The organism is Ligilactobacillus animalis, assembly GCF_009933595.1.
Lineage (GTDB): Bacteria > Bacillota > Bacilli > Lactobacillales > Lactobacillaceae > Ligilactobacillus > Ligilactobacillus animalis.
In genome coordinates this window covers 736,496-762,780 of the sequence record NZ_CP047141.1, presented here as the reverse complement: position 1 = coordinate 762,780, position 26,285 = coordinate 736,496, and the positions used below count along the sequence as shown (strand labels likewise).

The window sequence follows — 26,285 nt, the reverse complement described above, 5'->3', positions numbered from 1 at the left end:
AATAGTTTGTACAATTTACTGAGTAATTGCATACTAACTAAGTTTAACTTAGAAAGCTTTAAATGTAAATGTTTATAGTACAAAAAGTCGATTTTTTAGACAAAAAAGACTTGGGACGAACCCAAGCCTTCTTCAATATTCAAAAGAATATTAGTCGTCGATTTCAGAAACGACACCAGCACCAACTGTACGACCACCTTCACGAACTGTGAATTTAAGACCTTTTTCGATAGCAACTGGAGCGATCAATTCAACGGAGAATGTTACGTTATCGCCAGGCATAACCATTTCTACACCTTCAGGCAATTCGATAACACCTGTAACGTCTGTTGTGTGGAAATAGAATTGTGGACGGTAGTTTGAGAAGAATGGAGTATGACGGCCACCTTCTTCTTTTGTCAAGACGTAAACTTCACCCTTGAACTTCTTGTGTGTTTGGATTGAACCTGGTTTTGCAAGAACTTGACCACGTTCGATTTGTGTACGGTCAACACCACGAAGCAATGCACCGATGTTGTCACCAGCTTCACCTTCGTCAAGTGTCTTACGGAACATTTCAACACCTGTAACAGTTGTCTTAAGAACATCGTCTTTCAAACCAACGATTTCAACTTCGTCGCCGACTTTAACGATACCACGATCGATACGACCGGAAGCAACAGTACCACGACCTGTGATCGTAAATACGTCTTCAACTGGCATCAAGAATGGCTTGTCTGTTGGACGTTCTGGTGTTGGGATGTATTCGTCAACTGTATCCATCAATTCAAGAATCTTCTTCTTAGCATCTTCATCATCTTCCAATGCTTTAAGAGCGGAACCACGGATAACAGGAATATCATCACCAGGGAAATCGTATTCGCTCAATAAGTCGCGAACTTCCATTTCAACCAAGTCTAATAATTCTTCGTCGTCAACCAAGTCACACTTGTTCAAGAATACAACGATGTATTCAACACCAACTTGGCGAGCAAGCAAGATGTGTTCACGTGTTTGTGGCATAGGACCATCAGTTGCAGCAACAACTAAGATAGCACCGTCCATTTGAGCAGCACCAGTGATCATGTTCTTAACGTAGTCAGCGTGTCCTGGAGCATCGATATGTGCGTAGTGACGGCCTTCTGTTTCGTATTCAACGTGTGCTGTGTTGATTGTGATACCACGTTCACGTTCTTCTGGAGCAGCATCGATAGAAGCGTAATCTTCAGCTTGAGCTAAACCTTTTTCAGATAAAACCTTTGTGATAGCTGCTGTTAAAGTTGTTTTCCCATGGTCAACGTGTCCAATTGTACCAATGTTTACATGGGGTTTTGTTCTTTCGTAATGTTCTTTTGCCATTAATAGAACCTCCTGTAATTTTGCAAAGAAAATCTGCAATTCTGCCGATAATCCTTTAAATTTTATTATACTACTTCCAGTCAAGAATGCCAAGTAATTTATTACTCGGGTTCCTTCTAAACTGAAAACCTTGAATTATTATATAGTCACTATTGATTTTTGTAAATACTAAAATCCAATTTTTTAAAAAAATATTTGGAATTAGTTAAACCGTCCACTGTGCTAGGCTGTTTTCCAAGGCCTGCGCAAATTCATTTTCTTGTGCGTCTAAGCCTGATTTTCCTAGCAATACCGCATAAAGTTTCTCCGGATCAGCATATGGTGCTGTCAATTTTGGATAAAGCAGTTGCAATTTTAATTTTAATTCCGCTAAGATCTGTTCCTTTTGATCTACAGCATATTCAGGATCATTTTCCAGCAAAGCTGTCAGACGCTGATACATCACATAATCATCTAATTCTTTCAAGTTACCCGGAACAAAGTCTTGTTTTTCACCTGTAAATAGCAGATATGTGACTGCTTTTTCACTCCCAAGATAGCGCAATTCATCTAAAATAGCCGCTCTGACTAACGGATGCACATCTTCATCCACTAGGTCAGCACTAACACTTTCCACAAATTCAGCAATCGTCAAACTTCCTGAAGCTTCAAAAACTTGGCGTTGCTCCAAAATAGCGAGTGCACCTAAATGCTTCAATCTTTTGGTCAAAGCATTTACATCCGTTTGCGTTCTTACAGTAGCCAAAGTTTGATCAAATAAGCGCGTGAAATTGGCTTTTTCTTTAGCTGACATGAAACCACTCATCAAATTTAAGGTCATCTCGATTTTTCTGACCTTACCGGCATAGATCATCTCTGTTACATATTCTGTCAACTTTTGATCATCTCGTAAATAATCTAACAGATAATCCTCAGCCAATAAACTTGCCATTTGGTGATCTTTCAATTCTTTTAGTGCGGTAAAGAGCAAATAATTTACTTTAAACGTTTTTTTAGCTTGATACGCTTGTAATAATAATTCCTTAGCTTGTAAAAAATCACTTTTTTCTAAAGCTGCCTGACCAGCCGCATATAATTCTTCTTGTTCCATCGTTCACTTTCCTTATTCAAAAAGGCTGTAACATATCTTTGTTACAACCTTCATAATTTTAAGTCGCATTATTTGTGCGAACCATTATTCTTCTTGTTTTTACCATGACCATGATATTGGTTTATCTCCATGATCACTGGCAGAATAACGGGATGACGCTTTGTTTGCTCATAGAGAAAATGATTGAGCTGCTCACGCACATCTTGTTTCAAATGTCCCCAATCAAATTCTTTATTGTCAAGATTTGATTGGACAGTTTTAGTAATGATATCGGCACTTTCAGCGATCAGATCGCGACTTGTCTTAACGTAAACAAAACCTCTTGAAGTGATCTTTGGTCGGTCTACGATCTTTTTCTTCTTGCGATCGATCGTGACTACCGCGATAAAGATCCCATCTTCAGACAAGATCTTACGGTCACGAAGCACAATATTACCAATATCACCTACCCCGATCCCGTCGATCATCGTGTTACCGACTTCGACCGATGAGGCAACTAACATCTTGCCATGAGTATATTCAGCCACATCGCCTTTTGCTAGTAAGAAGATATTTTCCGCTGGGATCCCAACTTCTGTCGCTGCGTGTGCATTAGCCGCTAACAAACGATATTCACCCTGGACTGGTAATACATAACGTGGTTTTAACAAATTCATCATCAACTGCAAGTCATTTTTGCTAGCATGACCCGAAGAGTTCAATTCATCTGAGATCGATTTGACATCAGCACCCGAGCGATAGATCATATCACGTGTTTTAGCCACGTTGGTCTCCATTGCATGTGATGGTGTAGTCGTGATAAAGACGAGATCACCTTCATGTAGCGAAACGGAACGATGCCGTTTTAAAGCCATTTTTTGCAAGGACTTCAACGGTTCACCCGAACGACCAGCCTCTAGGATAACGATCCGATCATCATCATAACGTTTGATATCTTTGATCGGAATCAAAATATCATCACTCGGCAAGTGAAGTTTATTTAATTTCAAAGCTGTCCGGACGATTTTTTCAACATCATGTCCAGTCAAAGCAACTTTTCGATCGTTAGCTTGGGCGGCATCCAAAACTTGTTGCACCCGTGAGATATTGGAAGCAACGCAGGCAACGATGATCCGCCCCTTACGATACTCAAAGGTCTCACTGATAAAATCATAGATCTCACGTTCATTGACCGTTTCACTTGGATTTTCTGCATTTGCAGAGTCACTCAACAGCGCTAAAACGCCATCGTTTCCGATCTCGGCCAAACGTGCGAGATCAGTTTGATATTGCGCTGAAGCTGTTTGATCAAACTTGAAATCACCAGTATATACGATCGTTCCTTCATCTGTTTTCAATGCTACCCCTAAACTTTCTGGGATCGAGTGAGTTGTTTTGAAAAATGACACCGTTGCGCTAGGAAAATCGATCTCTGTTTTTTCATTGATAACATGAAAATCATTGAATTTCTTTGCTATCTCTTCATTTTCACAAGCAATTTTAGCTAAAGCAATCGTCAATTCTGAACCAAAGACAGGTACATCAAACTCACTTACAAAATATGGTAATGCTCCGATTGCATCAGCATGTCCATGTGTCAAAAATACTCCGACGATCCGGCGTGCATTTTGACGTAAATATTCAAAATCAGGGATCACGATATCGATCCCTAATAATTCATTTTCAGGATATTTCAATCCACAATCTAGGATGTAAATATCATCATTCACTTCAACGGCATACATATTCTTAGCATTTTCACGTACGCCACCAAGTGAAATGATCTTTATATCACTCATATTCTCACCTCTGTTTTAGATTTTTGTATAAAATATTTTAATTATCATATTTAACACGGGTCGAAAAATCGACCTATCAATATATGATTATACCATAATTACGGTACCAGTTAACAATTATATCCAGGCAGAAAAAAAGTGTTGCTAGAATCACTCCTAGCAACACTTTCGAAAATAAGATTAACGACGCAAGCCTAAGCTCTTGATCAATTCACGGTAACGTTGAACGTCCTTGTTACGCAAGTATGCCAACAAGTTACGACGATGACCGATCTTCTTCATCAAACCACGTTGGGAAGCAAAGTCCTTCTTGTGGCTACGTACGTGTTCGTTAAGTTCGTTGATATCTGCAGTCAAAACAGCGATTTGAACTTCTGCTGAACCTGTATCGCCTTCATGACGTGCGTATTTTTTCATGATTTCGTTTTTCTTTTCGTTTGAAATAGCCATTGTATTTCCACCTTTCAAAAATTCTGCCTAAAACCGAGTAAGTCGTCGGTGTCGTCGCCAAACTAAGTTATAGGTCCGGTACATCTGTACTTAATCTAATCTACTAGATTTTGCTTTGAAATGCAAGTCTTAAATTTATAAATAAGTGTCAAGGAATATTTCTTGACATCAAATTCATTTTTCTGTTGCATTGTTTAAAACGCTCTTGTATAATGAGATATGTTGAAAATTTAGATGATACCGTTACGGATCATACAGGTGGAGGTGACATTCATGCCAATTATCAAATCCGCAATCGAACGTGTAAAAACAAACGAAAAAGCTAACGCTCGTAACTCTGCTGAATTAAGCAAGATGCGTACAGCAATCAAGAAATTTGAAAAAGCTAAGACTGCAGGTGCAGAAGATGTTGAAAAACTCTACCGCGAAGCAGTTTCAGCTGTTGACCGCGCACATTCTAAAGGCTTGATCAAAGCTAACAAGGCTGCGCGTGACAAGTCTCGTATGGCTGCACGTTTAGCTAAATAATGAATGATAACTGAAAAGAGCTTGGAAATTAAATTTCCAAGCTCTTTTTTGTTATACCACGACCGCTTTTTGAGCAAAATTAAGCATAAATAGTTGAAAAAGTAATTCTGGCTCTTGCGTCGTAGTTTTTAATCGTTCCTCGATATGGATCAGACCTAGATAAGCATTTTTTAAATCTTGGCGCTTAAAGACCCGCGTTTTTTGCAAAGCTAATTTGACCCGATATGGATGGACCTTTAACGTACTTGCAATATTACCTTGAGCATAGCCATGTTTTTGTAGGATCTCGACTTGAAGTAATAACCGGAACTGCCCTTCTAAGATCGCATTGATCTTTAAAGGTTCTTCTTTTTGTTGCAATAGATCACGATATAGCTCCAAAGCTTTAGCCGTATCTTTTTGCAAAACAAGTTCGACCAGATCAAACACATTTTGCTCTAAAGAACGTGAGACCATCGCAGATACTTCATTAACAGTGATCTGCTTATCTTCAGCTACCAATAAGAGCTTTGGTAACTCATTAGCGATCGCAGTCAAGTTGGCGTTCGTTCGTTGTAATAAGATCTCTAAGGCTCTAGGATCGATCGTATAGCCTTTTTGGGCCAATTCGGCGGATAAATGCTTGCGTACAGCCATCTCTGTCAGCGGACTATTGTCGACTACCACAGCCTTTTGTTTGATCTGTTTGACCACTTTTTTACGCTCATCTAGTTTAGCATAAGGTGCCATCAAAACTAGTACCGTCGTCGGTTCAGGATCATTTACATAAGCGATCAATTCATCTAGATCGTGTTCGAGTTTTACTTTTTTAGCTTCACCGGTCAAAAAATACGGTCGATTTATAAACACGAGCCGCTTTTCTCCAAAAAACGGTACCGACATTGCGTCGGCTAGCGCAGTCGATAGCGTTACCTCTTCCATATCATAAATTCCAATATTGAATTCGCGTTCTTCTTCCGGGAAATTGGCGATCAGTTTTTGTTTGATCTTCTCAGCATTGACTTGCTCTTCACCTAAGACCAAATAAACTGGTGCCATCTGATTTTTTTCAATGTCATTTAAGACTTTTTCTACCGTCACCATAGTTTTAACTAAAGCTCGCTTCCCTTCTTCTGCTATTATTCCGATTTAACAATCATACCATATTTATCCTATTAGCTCTAATTATCTTTAAGATCCCAAAATGAGAAATACCCTAACATTTCAGTAAATTTTATCATCCCGACTTTAGCCGTCACATAGTACGGAACTTTTGCTTTCTGCAAAGTCACCAAAGTTTCCTGATTTGGATGACCGTACCGGTTATGCCGCCCAGCAGAAATGATCGCAACTTTAGGAGCTAATTGTTGCACGAATTTAGGATCAGTCGCTGTCTTACTTCCATGATGCCCCGTCTTTAACACATCTGCTGTCAAATTAGGATATTTCTTGCTGACCGCAAGTTCGCCTTTGCGATCGAGATCACCTGTAAAAATACATTTTAGGCCATAAAAATCGAGCCACAAAACGAGTGAATCAGCATTTGTTCCTTGTCCACGCGCGAAGGGATGTAACAACTTCAAGTGTGGATCAGATAGTTTCACCCTATCAGTTACACCTTTAACTGCTTCAGGCATAACCGCCGACTTAGCCAACCGATGCTTAAAACTAGGTAGATTTTCCATTCCAGCTGGTACGATGATCTGTTTGATCTTGATCAATTGGCTCAAGCTTGGGAAATTTCCAACATGGTCTGCATCTTGATGCGTTAAATATAGTTGGTCGATCCGGGTGATCCCTTTGCTCAGCAAATAATTGGCCACGATCGTCTCACCACTTGTCTTAGTGGGATGCTTTTTCCAGTTAGGCATTGAAAAATGAACTTTACCCCCAGTATCGATCAAGATCACTCGCCGCGAAAAACGTTCTCTGATCAAAGTGCAGTCACCTTGACCTATATCAAAATATACGACCTCACTACTCAAAGGATAACGTAACAATAAAAAGGTCAAAAAATAACTCATCCCTAATAAAGCTAACCAGCGAATTTTTTTCGAACTACCTTGTAACCACAATAGTACACCCAACCAAAACAAGACCATTATCAATGGCGGTCTACCTAAAATCAAATTACTCGGCAAGCGCGCTAATAAATTCAAACCGCTTGAGATCAGCTGTAAGAGCTGAGCTGCTAAATTCTGCAAAAATGGGACTACTGCACCGATAAAGGTCACTGGTAAAATAATATACTCAAATATCAGGTTCATCCAACCTGTTATCAAAAAGGTCAAGAAATTCCACTGATATGTATAATATAATACGAGTGGTGCACTAAAAGCATTTAGCTTCAAATTAAACAACCAGTTCGAACTCGTTTTACTTGTAACGATCACCAGAGTCAAAAGATAGCTCAGCTGTGCCCCTAGTTGATAAAACAACGCCGGATAGCGCCATAGTTCAAGTAATAAAACCACTGCCCAAATAGTGGCTAGTTTTAAGCGCACTCCTTTTATGAGCCTCTTTGCCAGTTTTAGCCAACACATCCAGACCGCACGTACCAAACTCGCAGAGGCCCCACCTAAGATCGCATAAACAGGCAAAACACCTAAAACCACTAGAATTTCTAGCCATTTTGGTAAACGCAAGAGTTTTAAGAAACGACGTAAAGTTTTGACTACATAAAAAACATGGAGGCCAGATAAACTAAATAGATACAACAATCCTAAGCGCGTGATATCAGCTAAAGTTTTATTAGCGTCAGACGATCTTATCCCCAATAGCAACGTAGCACTGTACCAATCTAATGGTCGGGGAAGCCTTTTTAATTTTAAACGCAATGCTTGGCGCAGATCATGTAATCGCCCGCGCCACGCCATTTGTCCCGGTGGTACCTTTTGCAAAGTGTAATGTGTCACAGCAAAAGCTAAAAAGATGTTCTTTCCTTGATAAAAACGGCGCCAATCAAATTGAGCCTCATTGGTCGGGGCTTGCAACGGTAAAACTTTTCCCGTCACATTCCAGATCTTTGTCTTGTTTATTTGTAATAACGTCTTTTTTTCAGCTAAAGTTCGGATCCGATAATATCCATTCACCCACTGGCGTTTTTCCCACCACCAGGCCTTAAATGTCAATAGATCCCCACTTATCTTAGTTTCATCACTGTAGATCAGCAAATGTTGCTTCTGGGTCACATCTGGTGTGACTTGCATAACTTGATGTACATTTTGTTGCCAAGTATAAAACCGGATACTAAAAAACACACAAATCACTAATACACTACTGATCAGGTGAATATTTTTAGTGGCCAACAGTCTTAAGAATAAAACTAACACGACCATCCCTGCCATCCAAGTATGGTCAAGTATCAAAAAACTTAAACTGACAGCTACAAAGGCTGTCAATAAAAGCATGACTTGAATTACTTAGGCTCTCCTTTATCGACCAATTGCTTGAACAAAGCAGTGTCAATATATTCCTTATCGAGTTTGACTTGCTCGAGTGTAACTTCTTTTAACTTCAACAATTCGAGTGCATAAGGGTCATTGTTATAATTTCTGAGATAGTGGATCTTTTTGATCCCTGCTTGCAATAACATCTTAGTACATTGCAGACATGGAAAATCCGTGACATAAAGCTCTGCCCCATCTGTGGGGATCCCAAACTTAGCACATTGCAAAACAGCATTCATCTCAGCATGGATCGTACGTAAACAATGCCCATCGACCATGTAACACCCGTCATCAATGCAATGCTTATCACCTGAAACTGAGCCATTATAACCACCGGCGATCATTCGCTGATCTCTGACCAAGATTGCCCCTACGGATAAACGTGTACAAGTACTCCGTAACGATAGCAAAACCGCTTGTAACATAAAATATTGATCCCAAGGGATGCGTTTTTCCATTTTTTCCTACCTCATCATCTCTAAATTTAGTAATAGTATATCAAAGATAACTATTATTGCCTATATCGTTAAAGACTTACTCAATTTCTGATACGTTTTATCACCAATGCCCGAAATATCTTTTAATTCAGATAATTGTTTGAATGAGCCATGCTGTTGCCGATATTCGATGATCTTCGTCGCTTTTTTATCACCGATCCCATCGACTTGCATCAGCTGTTCTTTAGTTGCTGTATTTAAATTCACTTTGCTACCGTCTGCTCCCGATGCGTTCGCGGTCAAAGAAGTCTGTGGTTCTGCTGGAGCGACTGCTGTTTGAGCACTAGCAACAGTTGCTCCTTGCTTAGGAACATATATCAATAGTTGGTCGGTCAGTTTTTTGGCGTAGTTTAACTGCGAAACTTCTGCTTGAGCTGTTGGACCACCAGCGCTAGCGATCGCGTCGCCTCACATGGTCACTAGCCGAAAGCTTATATAACCCCGGATGGTTGACCTCGCCTTTAACATCTACATATACGTAGCCTGCTGTTTTCTTTGACTTAACTGCTTGGATCACCTGATGACTTGAAGAACTTGGCGCAAAAACTTCAGTCGCATTCGTAGCTGAACGTTCAAATCCAAATATCCCTACAATAGCCAAGATCACCGCTAAAATACCACCTGAAAGGATCCGCCACTTGTATTCCATCAGAAAATCATACCAATCATTCATTTTCTCGCCTCCTACTATATAAATACGAAAAAAGAGCAGGAAATATTTCCTACTCTTAAAAAATTATTTTTTACTCAAGGCTACTTGAACGATCGGTGGAACTAAATTCCCCAATTCACCCTTAAAACGTGCAACTTCTTTGACCAAAGTCGACGACAAAAAAGCATACTTGGGATCGGTCAACAAGATCAAAGTCTCGATCTTTGGTGCCAGTTCTTTATTCATCGCCGCAATATTTTGCTCAAATTCAAGGTCTTGCGTATTTCTGACCGAGCGAATGATGATCTGGGCATCTAATTCTTGCGCAACATTCACCGTTAGATCAGCTTCCTTAGCTAAAACCTTGACATTAGGGATTTTTTCAGTTGCCTTTTGAATAAAGCTCTGACGCTCATTTGCCGAAAACATCGGCTTTTTGGCGGTATTGGTCAAAACCACGACAAATACTTCGTCAAATATCGCCGCACTGCGCTTGATAATGTCTAAATGTCCATTGGTCACGGGGTCAAAGCTCCCAGGAAAGATCGCCTTCATTTCAGTTCACTTCCTTATAGCGATAAAACGTTAATTCTGTGATCCCATAATCAGCTTTTTTAATAAGTTCAAAATCAGCTAATTCTTCGGGCAGATCAGCAACTTGATCTGTTTCACAAATGATCAAAGCCTCGGCATTTAAAAGCCCTAATTGTTTTAATTGCTCCATCAATTCTAAGATCTGTTGTTTTTTATACGGTGGATCAAGAAAAACATAATCGAAGCTTTGCTCTTGTTTAGCCAATTTATTGAGCATCTTATAGGCATCACCTTTTAGCACTGTAAATTTATCTTCTTCCTTGGTAACACTCAAATTTTCATGGATCGTTTTGATCGCTTGATATTGTCGATCTACCAAAGTCGCATGGTCAGCACCACGTGAAACAGCTTCGATACTAAGACCACCCGAACCAGCAAATAAATCTAAAACTTGGCCCCCATCTAAGTACGGACCAATAATGTTAAACATTGCCTCTTTGACTTTATCCGTTGTGGGACGAGTCTTCATTCCGGGTACTGCCTTTAAACGACGCCCCCCATATTCTCCTGCTACAATTCTCATACAACTCAGCTCTCTTCTTTTATCAACTACTACACTAGATCGCAATCGGGATCTAACACATCGCACAACTATAGATATGCGATCTTTATCTAAATTTCTAATTGAATTTCTCTTGATCTTCTTCAGTCAGTTTATATGCTTGATGATCCTGTTTGGAAAATTCTGTCGTGATATCAGGTCGATTCGAGATCTCGACCGCTTTAACAAAGCGTAACTGTTTCAATTTTTCGACCGTCTTTTTTACATCTACCTCATCCATATAGATCAAGGCATACTTCATCTTGCGTGAAACATACTGAAGATTACCATAACGTCTTAATTGTTTACTCTGGCGCAAATGATAAAGATATACGATCACGCCACGACGTTTTTTTGCTTCAAAAGCCATCTTTTTATCACCTACACATCTTCTACTATTGTATCATCATTTTTCAAATATTTTATCCATTTTTATCATAAACTACGATCAAGCATGAATTTTCATAGTTAAATCCAATGTTTGTATTTTTAGAAAACAAAATGTTATTCCAAAAGCTTTGATTTTTTCCCGTCGTTGCTACTAATTGCACCGGATTCACAACTGGTCCGTTGATATATATATCAAAGCGTTCAGCATCAACTTGGGCATCGGCTAATAATTGGGCTGACACATCATTGGGTCTTAACTGTAAAACTTTAACGTCATTTAAGCGATCTGCCTTAAGTCGCCGGTACTGTTTTAATTGTTTTTTGGACAGATATTTTTTAGGATCGTTTTCTAACGTCTGATTTATTCTTTGAGCTACAGCTGTCGCCTCTTCGCTCTGGCTCAACTGCGCTACTTTCCTCTGTGCCCGTTCAAAAGTCAACACTTCCCAGATCTCTTGTATCATCGTATCTTGATCATCCGAGGACAAAACATCTGTACTATAACGCACTGGTAAAGGAGTCTGTGAACTAACTTTATATAAACCACTGCGTAGCAATTCTTCTTTATCAAGATATTCCACTGCAACTACTTTTTTAGTCACCCTAGAAATATAGCTCACCGCATAACTGCCATTTTTAAAAGCGATCAAAGGCTTCGTTGCCAGATCTGTCTGCGTTAATTTTATCTGTGCCGTTTGCTCATTTGATCTGAGTTTAAAATCCATAGCTAGAGGAAATTTTTGTTGTAATTCGCTTTTTTTCAATCCATTTTTTAGCTCACTTGCCAGTGGCGATTCGCCTAAAAGATAGATAGCACAGACCTTAGCGCTATATTTATCGATCCCGACCAACATATACGTTTTATCTTCCCAGCGGTACTGCTGCCATTCGATATTTTCCGCACTGGTGAGCACTTGCGTTGGTTGGCTAAAATCAGCGCTAAAAGCAAGATTTGACACGCCAATATAGCGTGCCAAACCTTGTGTTTTTAATTTAGTTACTTTAGGAACAACTTGTGAGTGTGGTTCGTTTGAATGAGACAACTCTTTTTTATCAGTCTTGTCATCACTTGTAAAGATCGCCAATAAATAGAGGACTGGCAAAATGATCACAAAACACACACACGTTTTCTTCCAAAAGTTACGATCAAACATTATTTAACTGGCTCTAATTCAAGCAGCAGATCTTGACTTGCTAAAATATCGCCATCTTTAACGTAAATATGCGTTACTTTACCATCAAACGGTGCTTTGATCGTAGTTTCCATCTTCATCGCTTCGGTAACTACTAATGGTTCACCCTTCTTAACAACTTGATCTTTTTTGACTAAGACATTTAGCACTGAACCACTCAATGTTGCCCCAATATGATTTGGGTTAGTTGGCTCGGCTTTAGGGATCGCATTGACCTTAGCTTCCTTGCTCTTATCGTGGATCACGATCTGCAAGTTTTGACCGTTGACCGAGAAGAAGAGACTGCGATTACCATCTTCGTCAGCATCAGAGATCGAATCCAATCTAAAGATCGAAGAACGACCTGGTCTAAATTTGACCCGAACAGTTTCGCCTGGGCGCATCCCTTGATAGAACGTGGTCGTATCCAAGACACCCATTGAACCAAAGCGTTTCGTATTTTCTTCATAGCCCATGAAGACATCTGGATAAAGAATATAGCTCAACATTTCTTCAGCCGTTGGTTTACGCTTGATCTTTTCGGTCAATTCTTTTTCCATCTTAGCAAAGTCAACTGGCTCAGCTAAACTCCCTGGACGAACTGTGATCGGCTTTTTGCCTTTTAAGACAACTTTTTGTAATTCTTCTGGGAAACCACCATATGGCTGGCCAAGATCACCATAGAAGAAATCAACTACTGATTCAGGAAAGTCGAGTTGTTGCCCACGAGTCAAAATGTTATCTTTAGTCAAGTTATTTTGGATCATGAAGATCGCAAAGTCACCAACCACTTTTGAACTTGGTGTGACCTTGATGATATCACCTAAAAGTTCGTTGACATCGCGGTAAGTTTGCTTGACTAATTCAAAGTCATCGATCCCCAATGCCTTAGCTTGTTGTTGTAGGTTAGAGTATTGACCACCTGGCATCCCTGTTTGATAAATATCAGTTTGTGGTGAAGTCATTCCATTCATGAATGCTTGGTAGAATGGTTTTACACCTTGCCAATATTGGTTGATCTTTTCAACATTTTCCATTTCAAGTTTTGGTTGGCGTGCATCTTCTTCTAATGCATAATAGAAGCTTCCCATACTTGGTTGACTTGTTGTTCCCGAAAGTGAGCTCATAGCTGTATCAACGATATCGACACCAGCTTTAGTTGCAGCCACATAAGTTGAGACCCCGTTCCCAGTCGTATCATGTGTATGCAAATGGATCGGTACATCAACTTTTTGCTTCAAAGCTCCGACTAATTCAAAAGCAGCTTTTGGTTTGAGCAAGCCAGCCATATCTTTGATCCCGATGATCTGAGAACCGGCATCAACTAATTGTTTAGCTAAGTTTTCATAGTAAGCCAAAGTATATTTAGTTTCGTTCTTATCTAAAATATCTCCGGTATAACACATCGTACCTTCCGCGATTTTACCCGTATCACGTACATATTGAATGCTCTTTTCCATTTGTTCGATCCAGTTCAAACTATCAAAGATCCGGAAAACATCGACCCCATTAGCCGCACTCTTATCGATAAATGCTTTTAAGACGTTATCTGGGTAATTTTGATAGCCGACCGCATTCGAGCCCCGTAAAAGCATTTGCAAGAGCGTATGTGGCATTCTTTCACGCATGAACTGCAAGCGTAGCCATGGATCTTCGTTCAAGAAACGGTAGGCTACATCAAAGGTCGCCCCACCCCAAACTTCAGCGGAAAAGACATTTGGCAAGGCTTTATCGTAAACTTCGATCACTGGGGCCATATCTTTAGTCCGCATCCGGGTCGCAAATAAACTTTGGTGGGCATCACGCATTGAAGTATCGGTCAAAAGAACTTCTTTTTGGTCTTTGACCCACTTCATCGTTGCCTCAGCGCCTAAGTCATCAAAGACTTTTTTAGCATTGATAGCATCACTTGGAGCAAAAGTATCTTTTAACTTGATATCAGGCACAAAGATCTTCTTTTGTTGCTTAACACCAGGGAAGCCGTTGACGGTCACATCCCCGATATATTTGAGTAATTGGTTGACAGTATTAGATTTACGTTCAAACTCAAATAGGCTAGGGGTTTGATCGATGAAAGTCGTATTAGCATCCCCGGCTTTAAAGACTTCATTATTGATAACTTTACGCATGAAATCAATATTAGTCTTGACTCCACGGATCTTAAATTCACGTAAGACCCGATCCATTTTAGCTACAGCTTCATTAAAGGTCCGTGCCTGCACACATGTCTTGACCAACAGTGAATCGTAGAATGGGGTCACGACGGCACCGGCATAGGCATTCCCACCATCTAACCGCACGCCAAAACCACCTGGTGAACGATATGTTTCGATCTTACCGGTATCGGGCATGAAGTTATTTTCAGGGTCTTCAGTCGTGATCCGACATTGGATCGCACAGCCATGATATTTAAGGTCTTTTTGGTGTGGCAGATGCAGATCTTTAAAGAGATCTTTACCTGCAGCGATCAAGATCTGGGATTGAACGATATCGATCTCTGTGATCATTTCAGTGACTGTATGTTCAACTTGGACACGCGGGTTGACTTCGATGAAATAAAATTTGTCATCTGTAACTAAAAATTCGACTGTCCCAGCATTTTGATAGTTGACACTTTTGGCTAAACGAACGGCCGCTTCGCAGATCTCTTGGCGTCGCTTATCATCTAAGGTGATGCTTGGCGCAAATTCGATCACCTTTTGATGCCGACGTTGCACCGAACAATCACGCTCAAACAAATGCAAGATATTACCATATTTATCCCCTAAGATCTGAACTTCGATATGCTTAGGATTTTGTAAGTATTTTTCAACATAAAGCTCATCATCGCCAAAAGATTGCATGGCTTCACTACGCGCACGATTGTAAGCTTCTTCTAATTCATCTTCAGAATAGACGATCCGCATTCCACGACCCCCGCCACCTAAAGCAGCTTTGACCATGATCGGATAACCATGTTGATCGGCAAATTCACGGACTTGGGTGATCGATCTAACTGGATCTTCAGTCCCGGGGATCGTCTCTAGCCCAGCAGCATGTGCCACTTCTTTAGCTTCAATCTTGTCACCAAACATTTGTAATTGCTTAACTGTTGGTCCAATAAATGTGATCCCAGCATCTTCACATTTTTGGGCAAATTCTTCATTTTCAGACAGAAAACCATAACCTGGGTGGATCCCATCGGCCCCTGTCATTTTAGCGATCCGGATGATATCATCCATATCTAGATAAGCTTCGATCGGTTTTTTTCCAGCTCCAACAAGATAGGATTCATCGGCTCTAAAACGATGGACTCCGTACTCGTCTTCTTTAGCATAGATCGCAACTGTCTGTAAATTAAGTTCGTGACACGCTCGAATGATCCGAATAGCGATCTCGCCACGGTTAGCAACTAAAATCTTTTTCATCAATAAACACCACTTTCCTAAATTCTTCTATTTTCTACAAACTTACTTACCAAAAACTTCTACTTCAAGGCCCCGTTTTTGCGTTGCTGAAATATTCATCACCATCCCCAAAGCAACCGTCAAAACGATCATACTTGAGCCCCCATAAGAGATAAACGGCAATGTAACACCGGTGATCGGTAGCAAGCCGATCGCCCCACCAACGTTAAAGAAGGTCTCAACAGCAATAAAGGTCCCTACACCATAACAAAAATACATCGCATAGACGCTCTTTGATCGAATACCGATCAAAAAGATCCTTAAAATGATCCAAGCCAGTAAACACAGCACGACGACCGCTCCCAATACGCCTAATTCTTCGGCGATCACTGAGAGAATAAAGTCGGTGTACGGTTCGGGAAGATAGCCTCTTTTTTGGATACTTTCACCGAGTCCGCGCCCGATCAAGCCACCGTTGCTGACCGCATAAAATGAGTTTACCAACTGTTTACCACTCGAATTAGCATATTGAAATGGATCAAACACTGCCAAAAAGCGTTGCCTGATATAACCAAGGCTCGTGTTGTTAAGCGCCGTGGTAAACTGCAAAAGATAAGTCCCGATCCCTAGGAATGCGGTCCCTAAAATAATGATCCACGTGCTCTTTTTATAGTTTATATCAGCATACGCTAAATACATCACGACAACGATCGCAAAACTGATACCAAAACCACCAAAGTCAGGCGCTAATGCGATCAGTAACAACATTGATAGCACCATCAGTAACATCAATAATTCCTTGGTAACACGCTTTCTCATCATTCTTTTATAAAAGACATTTTTGCCTTTGGTTGTGTAATTAGCAAAAAGATTAGCTAAAAACATCACTAAGTATAACTTACAAATTTCAGAAGGCTGGATACTGATCACTTTTAAATTGATCCAGCCATTTGCCCCATTGATAGCTGAAGTAAAGAACTTGGCATAACCTAAGAGCAACATTAGAAAGCCCCAGCCATAGAGCAACATCCGCGGGTTGCGCCACCACCGTGGGTTCGTTTGCGCAAATAGTACTGTCAGACCGATACCCATGATCACATAGATCGATTGCCGGATAAAATACTGCATCGTCTTCCCGGTCAAATATGATAGATTGATCGAACTAGCCGAATAAACCATCACGATCCCGATCAAGGCTAAAATGAGAAAAGGTATAAATAAGCCATAATCAAAATATTTTAGTTTATTTAGAAACTTTGTCTTCATTCCCATTCCACTCCAACGTCTGGTGTCACCCTTGCTTGGATATTACCCAATTTTTCTTCAAGTTCTTTTATCAGCTGATGCCCCTCCGAAGTGGTCAATAAACCACTACGTATCAAAAACTTGACTTCACAAGAAAAGCCATAGATCCTTGTGTCGGCAACTTCTTCAAAAGCGGGACAATCCGTCCGACACAAAATATTACTTTGCTTGCCTAATAGGTCACAGATCTCAGCTGCATCTTGCTGTAAAACAGCTAAAGCCTGTTGTTTTGAAATAAAGTTTTCCATCAACTTGATCTCCTCTCATACTTCCGCAATTATATCATAAAACCGCTTGAATATGTCTGTCCAACTGTAACACATTAAAAATATTTACAAAATTACTAAAAAACCACAAGTGCGATCGAAATCACACTTGTGGTTTAGTTTAACTATTATTGTGTTGCTTTAGCTGCTTTTTTAGCTGCTTTTTCACGCGCATTTGTTTCCAAGATCCGTTTGCGCAAACGAATATTTTCTGGCGTGATCTCCAACAATTCATCTTCATTCAAGAATTCAAGCGATTCTTCCAATGTCAAATGTGTTGGTTTCTTGATCGTTGCTGTTTGGTCCTTGTTAGAAGAACGAACGTTGGTCATGTTCTTACCTTTAGTGATATTAACTGAGATATCACGTTCACGTGAAGATTGACCCACGATCATACCTTCATAAACTTCTGTACCTGGATCAACGTAGATCGTACCACGGCCTTCAACACCCATGATCGCATAAGTCGTTGCTTTACCTTGGTTGATCGAAACCAAGGCACCGTTACGACGACCAGGTTCCCAGTTGCGAATAACTGGTTTGTATTCGGCAAATGTGTGGTTCAAGATACCGTAACCACGTGTCATGGAAAGGAATTGGGAATCATAACCGATCAAACCACGTGTTGGAGTTGAGAATACCAAACGTGTTTGGCCGTTCAAACCAGTTTCCATGTTCAACATTTCACCTTTACGTTGTGCCATTGAGTCGATAACAGAACCGGAGTATTCATCAGGTGTATCGATGATCACACTTTCAAATGGTTCACATAATTGACCATCGATCTCACGGTAAATAACCTTAGGACGAGATACGGCCAATTCGAAGCCTTCACGACGTAACATTTCGATCAAGATCGACAAGTGTAACTCACCACGACCAGAAACAGTCCAGGCATCTGGTGAATCAGTATCTTCGACCTTCAAAGAAACGTCCGTGTGCAATTGCATCTTCAAACGATCTTCTAATTTACGTGCAGTAACCTTGTCACCGTCGCGGCCAACAAATGGAGAATCATTTGTCATAAATGTCATTTGCAATGTAGGTGGGTCGATCCGCAATAATGGTAATGCTTCAGGATGATCAGCTGGGCAAACTGTTTCCCCAACGAAGATATCGTCCATCCCTGAAACAGCGATCAAGTCACCGGCTTTAGCTTCTTGGATCTCAAGACGTTTCAAACCAAAGAAACCAAAGAGTTTAGTTACACGGAAGTTCTTTTGTGTACCATCAAGTTTCATAACTGTAACTTGATCGCCCACTTTGATCTTGCCACGGAAGACACGACCAATACCGATACGACCTACGAAATCATCGTAGTCAAGCATTGCAACTTGGAATTGCAATGGTTCATCAGCATTATCTTTTGGAGCTGGAATAGCATCCAAGATCGTGTTGAAGATCGGATCCATTGTGTGTTCTTGTTTAGCTGGGTCGGAATCAAAAGAAGAAGTCCCGTTCATCGCAGAAGCGTAGATAACTGGGAATTCAAGTTGTTCTTCATCAGCACCGAGTTCGATAAAGAGATCTAACACTTCATCGACAACTTCTTCTGGACGAGCACCTGGGCGGTCGATCTTATTGATCACGACCACTGGTGTCAAGTGTTGTTCTAAAGCTTTTTTCAACACGAAACGTGTCTGTGGCATCGTTCCTTCGAACGCATCCACGATAAGCAAAACACCATCGACCATTTTCATGATACGTTCCACTTCCCCACCAAAGTCGGCGTGTCCTGGTGTATCTAAGATGTTGATCTGTTTACCGTTATATTTTACCGCTGTGTTCTTGGAAAGGATCGTGATCCCACGTTCCTTTTCAATATCATTTGAGTCCATTGCACGATCGCCGATGTCGGTATGTTCATCAAGCGTATCTGATTGTTTTAATAATTCGTTAACTAATGTTGTCTTACCATGGTCAACGTGGGCAATGATCGCAACATTACGAATATCATCACGTGTTTTCAAAGTTGTTTCTTCCTTTCAAAATCTACTGCTTGAGAAATGCCCCTTCAATTCAATAACCCTAACGGCCTATCGACTTTGAATGTTATGAAAAAAATTATCTCATTTTCAAGAACCCACATAAAAAAACTGTGACTTAGTGCCACAGTTTCAAACTAACGCTTGCGCATCAGCTTGATAATATCGTTCTTAGCATTTTTCGTCGCTACTAATACATCACTTGATGATAGCACATCTAATTCACTATCGTCAATGCTTTTTACGCTCAAACCATGCGCTTTTGCCAATATCTTTCCAGCTGCATGATCCCAAGGATGCAGATGGGAGCAATAGCCCACTGTTTTACCGGTCAAAACATGGATAAAACCGATCCCTGCACTGCCATAGACGCGGATCCCCATACTTTTTTCGGCAACTTGGGCAACATTGCGGTAATTGCGCACTAGCATCCGTCCACTGACATCGAATAATCCCTGTTCCAGGGAAAGATCAGGCACTTGGGGCAACCGAGCCGTATTGCAAAAAACGCCACTTTCCGGTCCGCCCCAATAGAGTTTATCGTTGATCACATCGAGAATATAGCCCAATTTTTCATGACCATTTTCATAAACTGCTAGCATACTTGCAAAATGGTCCTTTTGCTTCACAAAATTCAAGGTCCCATCCAGCGGGTCGATGATCCAAACTAAACCTTGGTAGGTCGCCAGATCTTGGTCATGATCGCCTTCTTCGCCTAAAACACGCGAACCAGGAAAAGTCTGCTTGATCTGAGTGACCAAATATTTTTCAACTTGCTTATCGATATTAGTCACTAGATCGGTGCGTCCACTTTTTTGGGCAACTTGTAGTTCTTCCTCACAACCAGCCAACAATTGGCACCGAACTTCTTTGAACCACTCTTGCACACTAGCATTGATCGTTTTCCAGTCAGTCACCACCATCAACCCTTTTCCTTAAATTTTACTCGTTTGCCAGTCGTTGCCTTAGCCAGCTTAACCGCCTGGTAAATACTGAGCCCTGAAGCTTGCTCAAAATCTCGATCGAGTTGTTTTTGAGTCATGATCGCTGGCTCCATTTGCAAAAATTTTTTATGCTTAGCTAAAAACTCTTCGCGTTCGATCCCAGTAGTATAAACTTTCTCAACTGCTTCGTAAAATTCACTTGCAGTAATGATCTCTGCGGTCGTCCACTCAGGTAATAGTGGGTATTCAAAATTTTCACTGATCTTCATCTTAAACCTCACCTTTATCTATTGTTTACGTAAATTTTCTAATTCAGCTAAAACGTTTTGCTTTACTTCCATATACTGTGTCGATTCTTCTTCTGAGAGTGTCAATTTTGTCAAAACAGCTACCCCTTGTTTCGACAAAACAACAGGCTCACTGACCGCGATCTTTTGCTTAGCAAATTCGATCTCATGGGTCAAAGGCACTAAGATCGGATGATTGAAAAACAATGCCCGACAGATCCGTTGTAAACACAAAACTGTTACGACTTCCTTTGCTTGCACCAATTTAGCTTGGTAATCTTTAGTGATCTCGTCTAATTTTGCCTGTCCAAATAAACTATTATCTTGCGCAACGATCCCTAAAACCGAATTACCGGCGATCTGCGCACGACTCCAAGCGATAAAAGCCTCGTCTTGTGTGCCGATGACGTTAGCGTAGATCGGATCGCTCCCGATATCTAAACGTTCACCCAATAAGCGGGCAACCGTTTCAGAAAGTCCCATCGTGCCTAAACCAAAGACATTGTTAGCGGGTAAGCCTGAAAAGCGCAAAGCCGAATAGACCCACAGATGATCATGGGGCAAGACCACGCAGATCTTACCCCTAAAACCATTAGCCATTGCTTGATTGATCACCAGTTGGACCCAGCGACGTTGTGCATTTTCCCCCTCAGCCTCAACATAATCTTTGGGTGGTGTTCCCAGTAAGATCAGCTGTAATTCATCCCATTTTGGATGTGCAGTTGCCTCTAATACAAAATTATCGGCAAAAGCTGAACTTTCAACTAATGAAACAACTTGGTCAGTAGGTGTTTCATTGATCTGGAACCAAAAACATTTTAAATGCTCATCGTGTAAGATACATGTCTGTAAAAATAACTGCAGTTCAGGGTTTTCCCCACAAATCATCATATTATTATCCATTTGAATCCTCCACTTTTCATCTTGCCGAAATGTGATCTCTTTTGGACCGCCACGATACAAAAGTAAAAGTATATCTCTTTTAGTGTTAAAACGCAAACGTACTTTCGTAAACATTTAAAATTCTCTTTAATTATAGCACAATAATTTCTAGCCTTATCTAACAATAATGTAACAGCTACCATGCTTTGTCACGAAAACGTTACGCTAAAAAGCTGAAAACTTTTTTCCTAAAATGTGCTAAAATCAAGGTAGAAATAAATGAAGGGATGATTATTTTTGATCACTATGCATGATATTATCCGCGAAGGGCACCCAACTTTGCGGGCACGAGCAGAAAAATTTACATTTCCATTGAGCGATGAAGAAAAGCAAACTGCTCAAAAAATGATGGAATTTTTAGAAAACAGCCAAGACCCTGAGATCGCAGAAAAATACAACCTCCGCGCCGGTGTCGGACTAGCAGCACCTCAGATCGATGTATCTAAACGGATGACTGCAGTCCTAGTTCCTGGCGAAGAAGAAGGTCAAGAACCACTATTTAAGCACATCTTGATCAACCCAACGATCTTGAGTGAATCAGTCCAAATGGCTGCCCTAGCAGAAGGTGAAGGCTGTCTTTCGGTCGACCGTGAGATCCCTGGCTACGTTCCACGCCATGCTCGGATCAAATTGCGCTGGTATGATCTAGATGGCAACGAACACGTTGAACGCTTACGAGACTATGTTGCGATCGTCGTTCAACACGAGATCGACCACTTGAATGGCGTCTTGTTCTTTGATCACATCAATAAAGAAAATCCATTCGCTGCCACTGAAGACTTGATCTTGCTTTAATCATATAACAACGAGGGTCCCCGACATGATGTACATACGCATCATACCGGAGACCCTCGTTATTTGTGACCTGCTTAATTATTTTGTTCTAAAGTATTCATATCATTGACATATTCAACAGTTGCCTTATTGACTAGATAGGAGACGTCGATATGCAAGATACCATCTTTCAACCAGATATCAGAGACTACAAAAGCCCTATTTTGCTGATAGCCCCTGATTCCTTGCGCTTTAGCATGTACTGCTAGTTGCTGTTCGAGCTGTTTTTTTAGACCATTTAGATCGGCGTTAGTTAAATCTTTAACTTCAAGCTGATATTCAAAAGCCATGACTCCCTTGCCCCAAACATCTGAGATCAAGGCTGAAGCTGCTAAACTTTCATTTAACAGCTTTAAATTTTTTAAACTTGCCTCCATCACTGAATCCGTCAATTTTTGACTGTCCAGCTGGATCAATTTCAATGCTTTCTTTCGGCGATATCGCTGAAAAATAAAGGCTAATGTTCCGACAATGACCACTCCAATGATCAGATATAAAAATTCCATAACTTCACCTACTTGTTTACTCTTTGATTATATACCAAATTTAGACAAACTAGCATTATTGGACATCTAAACTTAAAAGTATCTTAGCCTTTATCTCGCCCGTGACCTTGTCTAGTCTTTTATCTGGCGCGTTTGATCAACTTTATATACTTAGTTTGTAAACTATGGTAAAATAGGATTAATTATTGTGTAAACAATCCCTGTTCGGAAGTTTATTTTTGCTGATTTGAACTTTTATATAAGTGCAAATAACTATAATTAATTTCATAAAAGGAGAATCATTAATGATCTTTAAAGTATATTATCAACCAACGAAAAAAATCAATCCACGCCGTGAAAACACGGAATCTTTATATTTAGAAGCTGACTCAGAACCAGAAGCACGCGTTTTAGTAGAATCAAATACCGAATACAATGTTGAATTTATCGAAGAATTGAGCGACGCAGCTTTAGAATACGAAAAGGAAAGTCCAGCTTTTAAACTTACGGAGTTTTAAAAGATGAAAAAACTAAATGTTAAAAATAACGAGACCGCCGTTTTTGCACTCGGTGGTCTGGGCGAAATTGGGAAAAATACTTATGGTATCCAATTTCAAGACGAGATCATCGTCGTCGATGCCGGCATCAAGTTCCCTGAAGATGACCTTTTAGGGATCGATTACGTCATCCCCGACTATCAATACCTCGTCGCAAATCAGCAAAAAATCAAAGCTTTAGTCATTACACACGGGCACGAGGACCATATCGGTGGTATCCCTTACCTTTTGAAACAGGTAAACGTTCCGATCTACGCTGGTCCATTAGCCCTTGCCTTGATCAAGAGCAAACTAGAAGAGCATGGTCTATTGAACTCAACTGAATTGCATGAGATCAATGAAGATACTGTCCTACGTTTCAGAAAGACGAGCGTGTCCTTCTTTAGAACTACGCACTCGATCCCTGATACCCTAGGTGTTGCGATCAAGACCCCTTCTGGTACTGTTGTCTGCACCGGTGACTATAAATTTGATCTAACTCCGATCACAAACCAAGCCCCTAATCTTCAAAAGATGGCGCGCTTGGGTGAAGAAGGCGTTTTATGCTTACTATCCGATAGTACTAATGCCGAAGTCCCTAACTTCACCAAATCTGAACGCTGGGTCGGCAAATCGATCAAACGGATCTTCGAACAAGTCGAAGGTCGGATCATCTTTGCGACCTTTGCTTCAAATATCTCACGTGTCCAACAAGCTGCGGCGGCTGCGATCGCTAAGGGACGTAAGATCGCAGTCTTTGGCCGTAGTATGGAAGCAGCTATCGTAAACGGACGGGAATTAGGTTATCTTGATATCCCAGATGATGCGATCGTTGATGCACGCGAGATCAATAGCTTACCCGCTAATAAAGTCATGATCTTATGTACCGGTTCGCAAGGTGAACCTATGGCTGCTCTAAGTCGGATCGCTAATGGGACCCACCGTCAAGTAGCGATCCAACCAGGCGATACGGTCGTCTTTTCAAGTTCGCCGATCCCAGGTAACACCTTGAGTGTCAACAAAGTCATCAACGAACTTGAAGAAGCTGGCGCCACGGTCATCCATGGTAAGGTCAATAATATCCATGCTTCTGGACACGGTGGGCAAGAAGAACAAAAATTGATGCTTCGTTTGATGAAGCCTAAATTCTTCATGCCAGTCCACGGTGAGTATCGGATGTTGAAGATCCATACTGAATTGGCTGAAAAATGCGATGTCCCTACCGAAAATTCCTTTATCTTGGAAAACGGTGATGTCTTAGCCTTGACTAAAGATTCCGCCCGTTATGCTGGGCACTTCAACGCTGAAGACGTCTATGTCGATGGTTCCGGGATCGGTGACATCGGTAATATCGTCTTACGCGATCGCCGGATCCTCTCAGAGGAAGGGCTCGTCGTTGTAGTTGCTACGATCGATATGCAAAAACGCGAGATCTTAGCTGGGCCTGATCTACTATCACGTGGATTCATCTATATGCGTGAATCTGGTGAATTGATCAAACAAGGACGTAAACGTGTTTATCGGACGATCAGACAGACTTTGAAAAATGAAAAAGTTACTGAAGCAATGTTGCGTGAAAATATCATTGCTGAGCTCCAAACGTTCCTTTTCGAACAAACCGAGCGTCATCCAATGATCTTACCAATGTTTGTTACAGTTTAAACGCCAAAAAGCAAGCCAAGAGTAGATTTTGGCTTGCTTTTTTGTGCTTGTCGCTTGCTAAAATATTAGCTATAATTGTTTAATAGTTACTAGCGCCTGAAGAAAGTTAATATGGATCAGGCTTTGCTTAGTTCGAAAATAAAGGAAAGGACATATATGATCTTTCTCGTTATTCCCATAACGTCCATATTTTATATCACCGCTCGTTTTGAAAACTTTCTTTATTATTGTTAATCCAAATGCTGATCATGGTCAAGCTGCTAACGTTTGGGAGCAAGTCGAACAGGTTTTGCTTACTCGCCAAGTTAAATATGAAGCGCATCAAACCACACATGTTGGCCATGCTAAACAGTTGATCCACTTAAATTTTGGCAAGCAAAAAGCGGAAAATCTCAAAGACCGTGTCGTTTTAGTCGTGGGTGGAGACGGAACTTTAAATGAGACGCTCAATGCCCTCAAACACGAAGCTCCTTTGGAAGTTCCACTTGCTTTTATCCCCGTTGGCCATAATAACGGTTTTGCCAAGGGGATCGGGACCGCTTCAGATCCTTTAGTTGCCCTAGAGCAGATCTTGGCTGCAACTGAACCGACTTACTATAATGTTGGGGAATATCAAGAAACGACTCATAACGAACAAGGATACTTTTTAAATGATTTTGGGATCGGCCTTGATGCTTATACGATCAGTCTAAATGCTAACGTGCATAAACATATGCGTTTACGTAAGATCTTGCTCAAGCTTCACTTGAACTTTTTGGCGTATCTCGTAAATGTTTTCACCGCTTTTTTAAATCAAGAAGCCTTTGCAGTTACTTTGAGGATCGGTGATAAATATGAGTTCTTTAAACATGCCCGCTTAGTCAATATCGCTAACCATCCTTATTTTGAAAATGGGATCATCTTATCCCCGGAAGCTGATATCAATGATCATCAGCTTGACTTGATCATCGCTGATAACTTAGGCTTTTTTAAATTTTTAGCATTGAGTATCGCGATCTATTTCCAAAAGCAACTTAAACTTCCCTATCTTCATCACTACAAAGATAAAAATATCCATCTGATCATCAATTCTTTAGAGTACGGTCAGATCGACGGTGAAGAAGCTGGAAGTAAATACTACGATATCTTTTTTGGGACGATCAAATATCCTTTCTGGATCAATATCCAAGGGGTACCTGTTACCAAACGCGATTAA

The 26,285-nt window shown here is 40.7% G+C and carries 26 protein-coding genes; 5 read left to right on the top strand and 21 right to left on the bottom strand.

Annotated elements, in window-relative coordinates; all coding sequences use genetic code 11:
* Positions 1 to 150 precede the first annotated feature (150 nt).
* The 4 genes from tuf to rpsO all read right to left on the bottom strand — a co-directional run bounded on the left by tuf (position 151) and on the right by rpsO (position 4,656).
* Positions 151 to 1,338, bottom strand: coding sequence for an elongation factor Tu (gene tuf / locus GSR62_RS03755; protein WP_010688796.1), 1,188 nt, complete (start codon positions 1,336 to 1,338; stop codon positions 151 to 153).
* Between the two features lie 205 nt (positions 1,339 to 1,543).
* Positions 1,544 to 2,428 carry a hypothetical protein gene (locus GSR62_RS03750; RefSeq protein ID WP_035448995.1) on the bottom strand — a complete coding sequence of 295 codons (885 nt, stop codon included), beginning with the start codon at positions 2,426 to 2,428 and terminating at the stop codon, positions 1,544 to 1,546.
* A gap of 68 nt (positions 2,429 to 2,496) precedes the next feature.
* Positions 2,497 to 4,206 carry a ribonuclease J gene (locus GSR62_RS03745; protein WP_066023830.1) on the bottom strand — a complete coding sequence of 570 codons (1,710 nt, stop codon included), beginning with the start codon at positions 4,204 to 4,206 and terminating at the stop codon, positions 2,497 to 2,499.
* A 180-nt stretch (positions 4,207 to 4,386) separates the two neighbouring features.
* On the bottom strand, positions 4,387 to 4,656 hold the full coding sequence (gene rpsO / locus GSR62_RS03740) for a 30S ribosomal protein S15 (RefSeq protein WP_004048905.1): 270 nt from the start codon (positions 4,654 to 4,656) through the stop codon (positions 4,387 to 4,389).
* A gap of 273 nt (positions 4,657 to 4,929) precedes the next feature.
* Between rpsO and rpsT the strand changes: the two genes are divergently transcribed.
* A complete protein-coding gene (gene rpsT / locus GSR62_RS03735) occupies positions 4,930 to 5,184 on the top strand; it encodes a 30S ribosomal protein S20 (RefSeq protein WP_004048909.1) in 255 nt (84 codons plus the stop codon).
* Positions 5,185 to 5,235: 51 nt separating this feature from the next.
* Here rpsT and holA read toward each other — a convergent pair whose 3' ends face one another.
* The 16 genes from holA to GSR62_RS03655 all read right to left on the bottom strand — a co-directional run bounded on the left by holA (position 5,236) and on the right by GSR62_RS03655 (position 21,648).
* Complete coding sequence (gene holA, locus GSR62_RS03730; RefSeq protein WP_010688792.1) at positions 5,236 to 6,267, bottom strand: DNA polymerase III subunit delta; 1,032 nt, start codon at positions 6,265 to 6,267, stop codon at positions 5,236 to 5,238.
* Between the two features lie 77 nt (positions 6,268 to 6,344).
* On the bottom strand, positions 6,345 to 8,573 hold the full coding sequence (locus tag GSR62_RS03725; protein ID WP_066023829.1) for a DNA internalization-related competence protein ComEC/Rec2: 2,229 nt from the start codon (positions 8,571 to 8,573) through the stop codon (positions 6,345 to 6,347).
* 8 nt (positions 8,574 to 8,581) lie between these two features.
* Positions 8,582 to 9,070, bottom strand: a complete 489-nt coding sequence (locus tag GSR62_RS03720; RefSeq protein WP_010688790.1) for a ComE operon protein 2 — start codon at positions 9,068 to 9,070, stop codon at positions 8,582 to 8,584.
* Positions 9,071 to 9,130: 60 nt separating this feature from the next.
* Positions 9,131 to 9,430 carry a ComEA family DNA-binding protein gene (locus GSR62_RS03715; protein WP_035448988.1) on the bottom strand — a complete coding sequence of 100 codons (300 nt, stop codon included), beginning with the start codon at positions 9,428 to 9,430 and terminating at the stop codon, positions 9,131 to 9,133.
* A 70-nt stretch (positions 9,431 to 9,500) separates the two neighbouring features.
* Positions 9,501 to 9,782: a hypothetical protein gene (locus tag GSR62_RS03710; RefSeq protein WP_035448986.1), complete on the bottom strand. Its 282-nt coding sequence runs from the start codon at positions 9,780 to 9,782 to the stop codon at positions 9,501 to 9,503.
* Positions 9,783 to 9,845: 63 nt separating this feature from the next.
* Positions 9,846 to 10,316 carry a pantetheine-phosphate adenylyltransferase gene (gene coaD / locus GSR62_RS03705; RefSeq protein ID WP_010688787.1) on the bottom strand — a complete coding sequence of 157 codons (471 nt, stop codon included), beginning with the start codon at positions 10,314 to 10,316 and terminating at the stop codon, positions 9,846 to 9,848.
* A gap of 1 nt (position 10,317) precedes the next feature.
* Positions 10,318 to 10,887, bottom strand: a complete 570-nt coding sequence (gene rsmD / locus GSR62_RS03700; protein ID WP_258409073.1) for a 16S rRNA (guanine(966)-N(2))-methyltransferase RsmD — start codon at positions 10,885 to 10,887, stop codon at positions 10,318 to 10,320.
* 88 nt (positions 10,888 to 10,975) lie between these two features.
* A complete protein-coding gene (locus GSR62_RS03695; RefSeq protein WP_010688784.1) occupies positions 10,976 to 11,266 on the bottom strand; it encodes a YlbG family protein in 291 nt (96 codons plus the stop codon).
* 52 nt (positions 11,267 to 11,318) lie between these two features.
* Entirely contained in the window at positions 11,319 to 12,440 is a 1,122-nt protein-coding gene (locus tag GSR62_RS03690) for a CAP-associated domain-containing protein (protein WP_066023828.1), read from the bottom strand.
* A complete protein-coding gene (locus GSR62_RS03685) occupies positions 12,440 to 15,865 on the bottom strand; it encodes a pyruvate carboxylase (protein ID WP_066023827.1) in 3,426 nt (1,141 codons plus the stop codon). The genes GSR62_RS03690 and GSR62_RS03685 overlap by 1 nt, the downstream gene beginning before the upstream one ends.
* Positions 15,866 to 15,907: 42 nt before the next feature.
* A complete protein-coding gene (locus GSR62_RS03680; protein ID WP_035448980.1) occupies positions 15,908 to 17,110 on the bottom strand; it encodes an FtsW/RodA/SpoVE family cell cycle protein in 1,203 nt (400 codons plus the stop codon).
* Positions 17,107 to 17,397, bottom strand: a complete 291-nt coding sequence (locus GSR62_RS03675) for a DUF1507 family protein (RefSeq protein ID WP_004048930.1) — start codon at positions 17,395 to 17,397, stop codon at positions 17,107 to 17,109. Before GSR62_RS03675 ends, GSR62_RS03680 begins: the two co-directional genes overlap by 4 nt.
* A 146-nt stretch (positions 17,398 to 17,543) precedes the next feature.
* Positions 17,544 to 19,385, bottom strand: coding sequence for a translational GTPase TypA (typA, locus tag GSR62_RS03670; protein WP_010688776.1), 1,842 nt, complete (start codon positions 19,383 to 19,385; stop codon positions 17,544 to 17,546).
* 152 nt (positions 19,386 to 19,537) lie between these two features.
* Entirely contained in the window at positions 19,538 to 20,323 is a 786-nt protein-coding gene (locus GSR62_RS03665; protein WP_035448978.1) for an inositol monophosphatase family protein, read from the bottom strand.
* A complete protein-coding gene (locus GSR62_RS03660; RefSeq protein WP_035448977.1) occupies positions 20,323 to 20,613 on the bottom strand; it encodes a UPF0223 family protein in 291 nt (96 codons plus the stop codon). The genes GSR62_RS03665 and GSR62_RS03660 overlap by 1 nt, the downstream gene beginning before the upstream one ends.
* A gap of 18 nt (positions 20,614 to 20,631) precedes the next feature.
* The gene (locus tag GSR62_RS03655) at positions 20,632 to 21,648 is read right to left on the bottom strand and encodes a Rossmann-fold NAD(P)-binding domain-containing protein (RefSeq protein WP_066023826.1); all 1,017 of its coding nucleotides are present in this window, start codon (positions 21,646 to 21,648) and stop codon (positions 20,632 to 20,634) included.
* A 162-nt stretch (positions 21,649 to 21,810) separates the two neighbouring features.
* On the opposite strand from GSR62_RS03655, the gene def reads away from it, so the two are divergent.
* On the top strand, positions 21,811 to 22,368 hold the full coding sequence (gene def, locus GSR62_RS03650) for a peptide deformylase (RefSeq protein ID WP_010688771.1): 558 nt from the start codon (positions 21,811 to 21,813) through the stop codon (positions 22,366 to 22,368).
* A 74-nt stretch (positions 22,369 to 22,442) separates the two neighbouring features.
* On the opposite strand, the gene GSR62_RS03645 is transcribed toward def, so the two are convergent.
* The gene (locus GSR62_RS03645) at positions 22,443 to 22,913 is read right to left on the bottom strand and encodes a hypothetical protein (RefSeq protein WP_066023825.1); all 471 of its coding nucleotides are present in this window, start codon (positions 22,911 to 22,913) and stop codon (positions 22,443 to 22,445) included.
* Positions 22,914 to 23,197: 284 nt separating this feature from the next.
* On the opposite strand from GSR62_RS03645, the gene GSR62_RS03640 reads away from it, so the two are divergent.
* The 3 genes from GSR62_RS03640 to GSR62_RS03630 all read left to right on the top strand — a co-directional run bounded on the left by GSR62_RS03640 (position 23,198) and on the right by GSR62_RS03630 (position 26,285).
* Positions 23,198 to 23,410: a DNA-directed RNA polymerase subunit epsilon gene (locus tag GSR62_RS03640; RefSeq protein ID WP_010688769.1), complete on the top strand. Its 213-nt coding sequence runs from the start codon at positions 23,198 to 23,200 to the stop codon at positions 23,408 to 23,410.
* A gap of 3 nt (positions 23,411 to 23,413) precedes the next feature.
* A complete protein-coding gene (gene rnjA / locus GSR62_RS03635; protein WP_010688768.1) occupies positions 23,414 to 25,090 on the top strand; it encodes a ribonuclease J1 in 1,677 nt (558 codons plus the stop codon).
* A 208-nt stretch (positions 25,091 to 25,298) separates the two neighbouring features.
* Complete coding sequence (locus GSR62_RS03630) at positions 25,299 to 26,285, top strand: diacylglycerol/lipid kinase family protein (RefSeq protein ID WP_010688767.1); 987 nt, start codon at positions 25,299 to 25,301, stop codon at positions 26,283 to 26,285.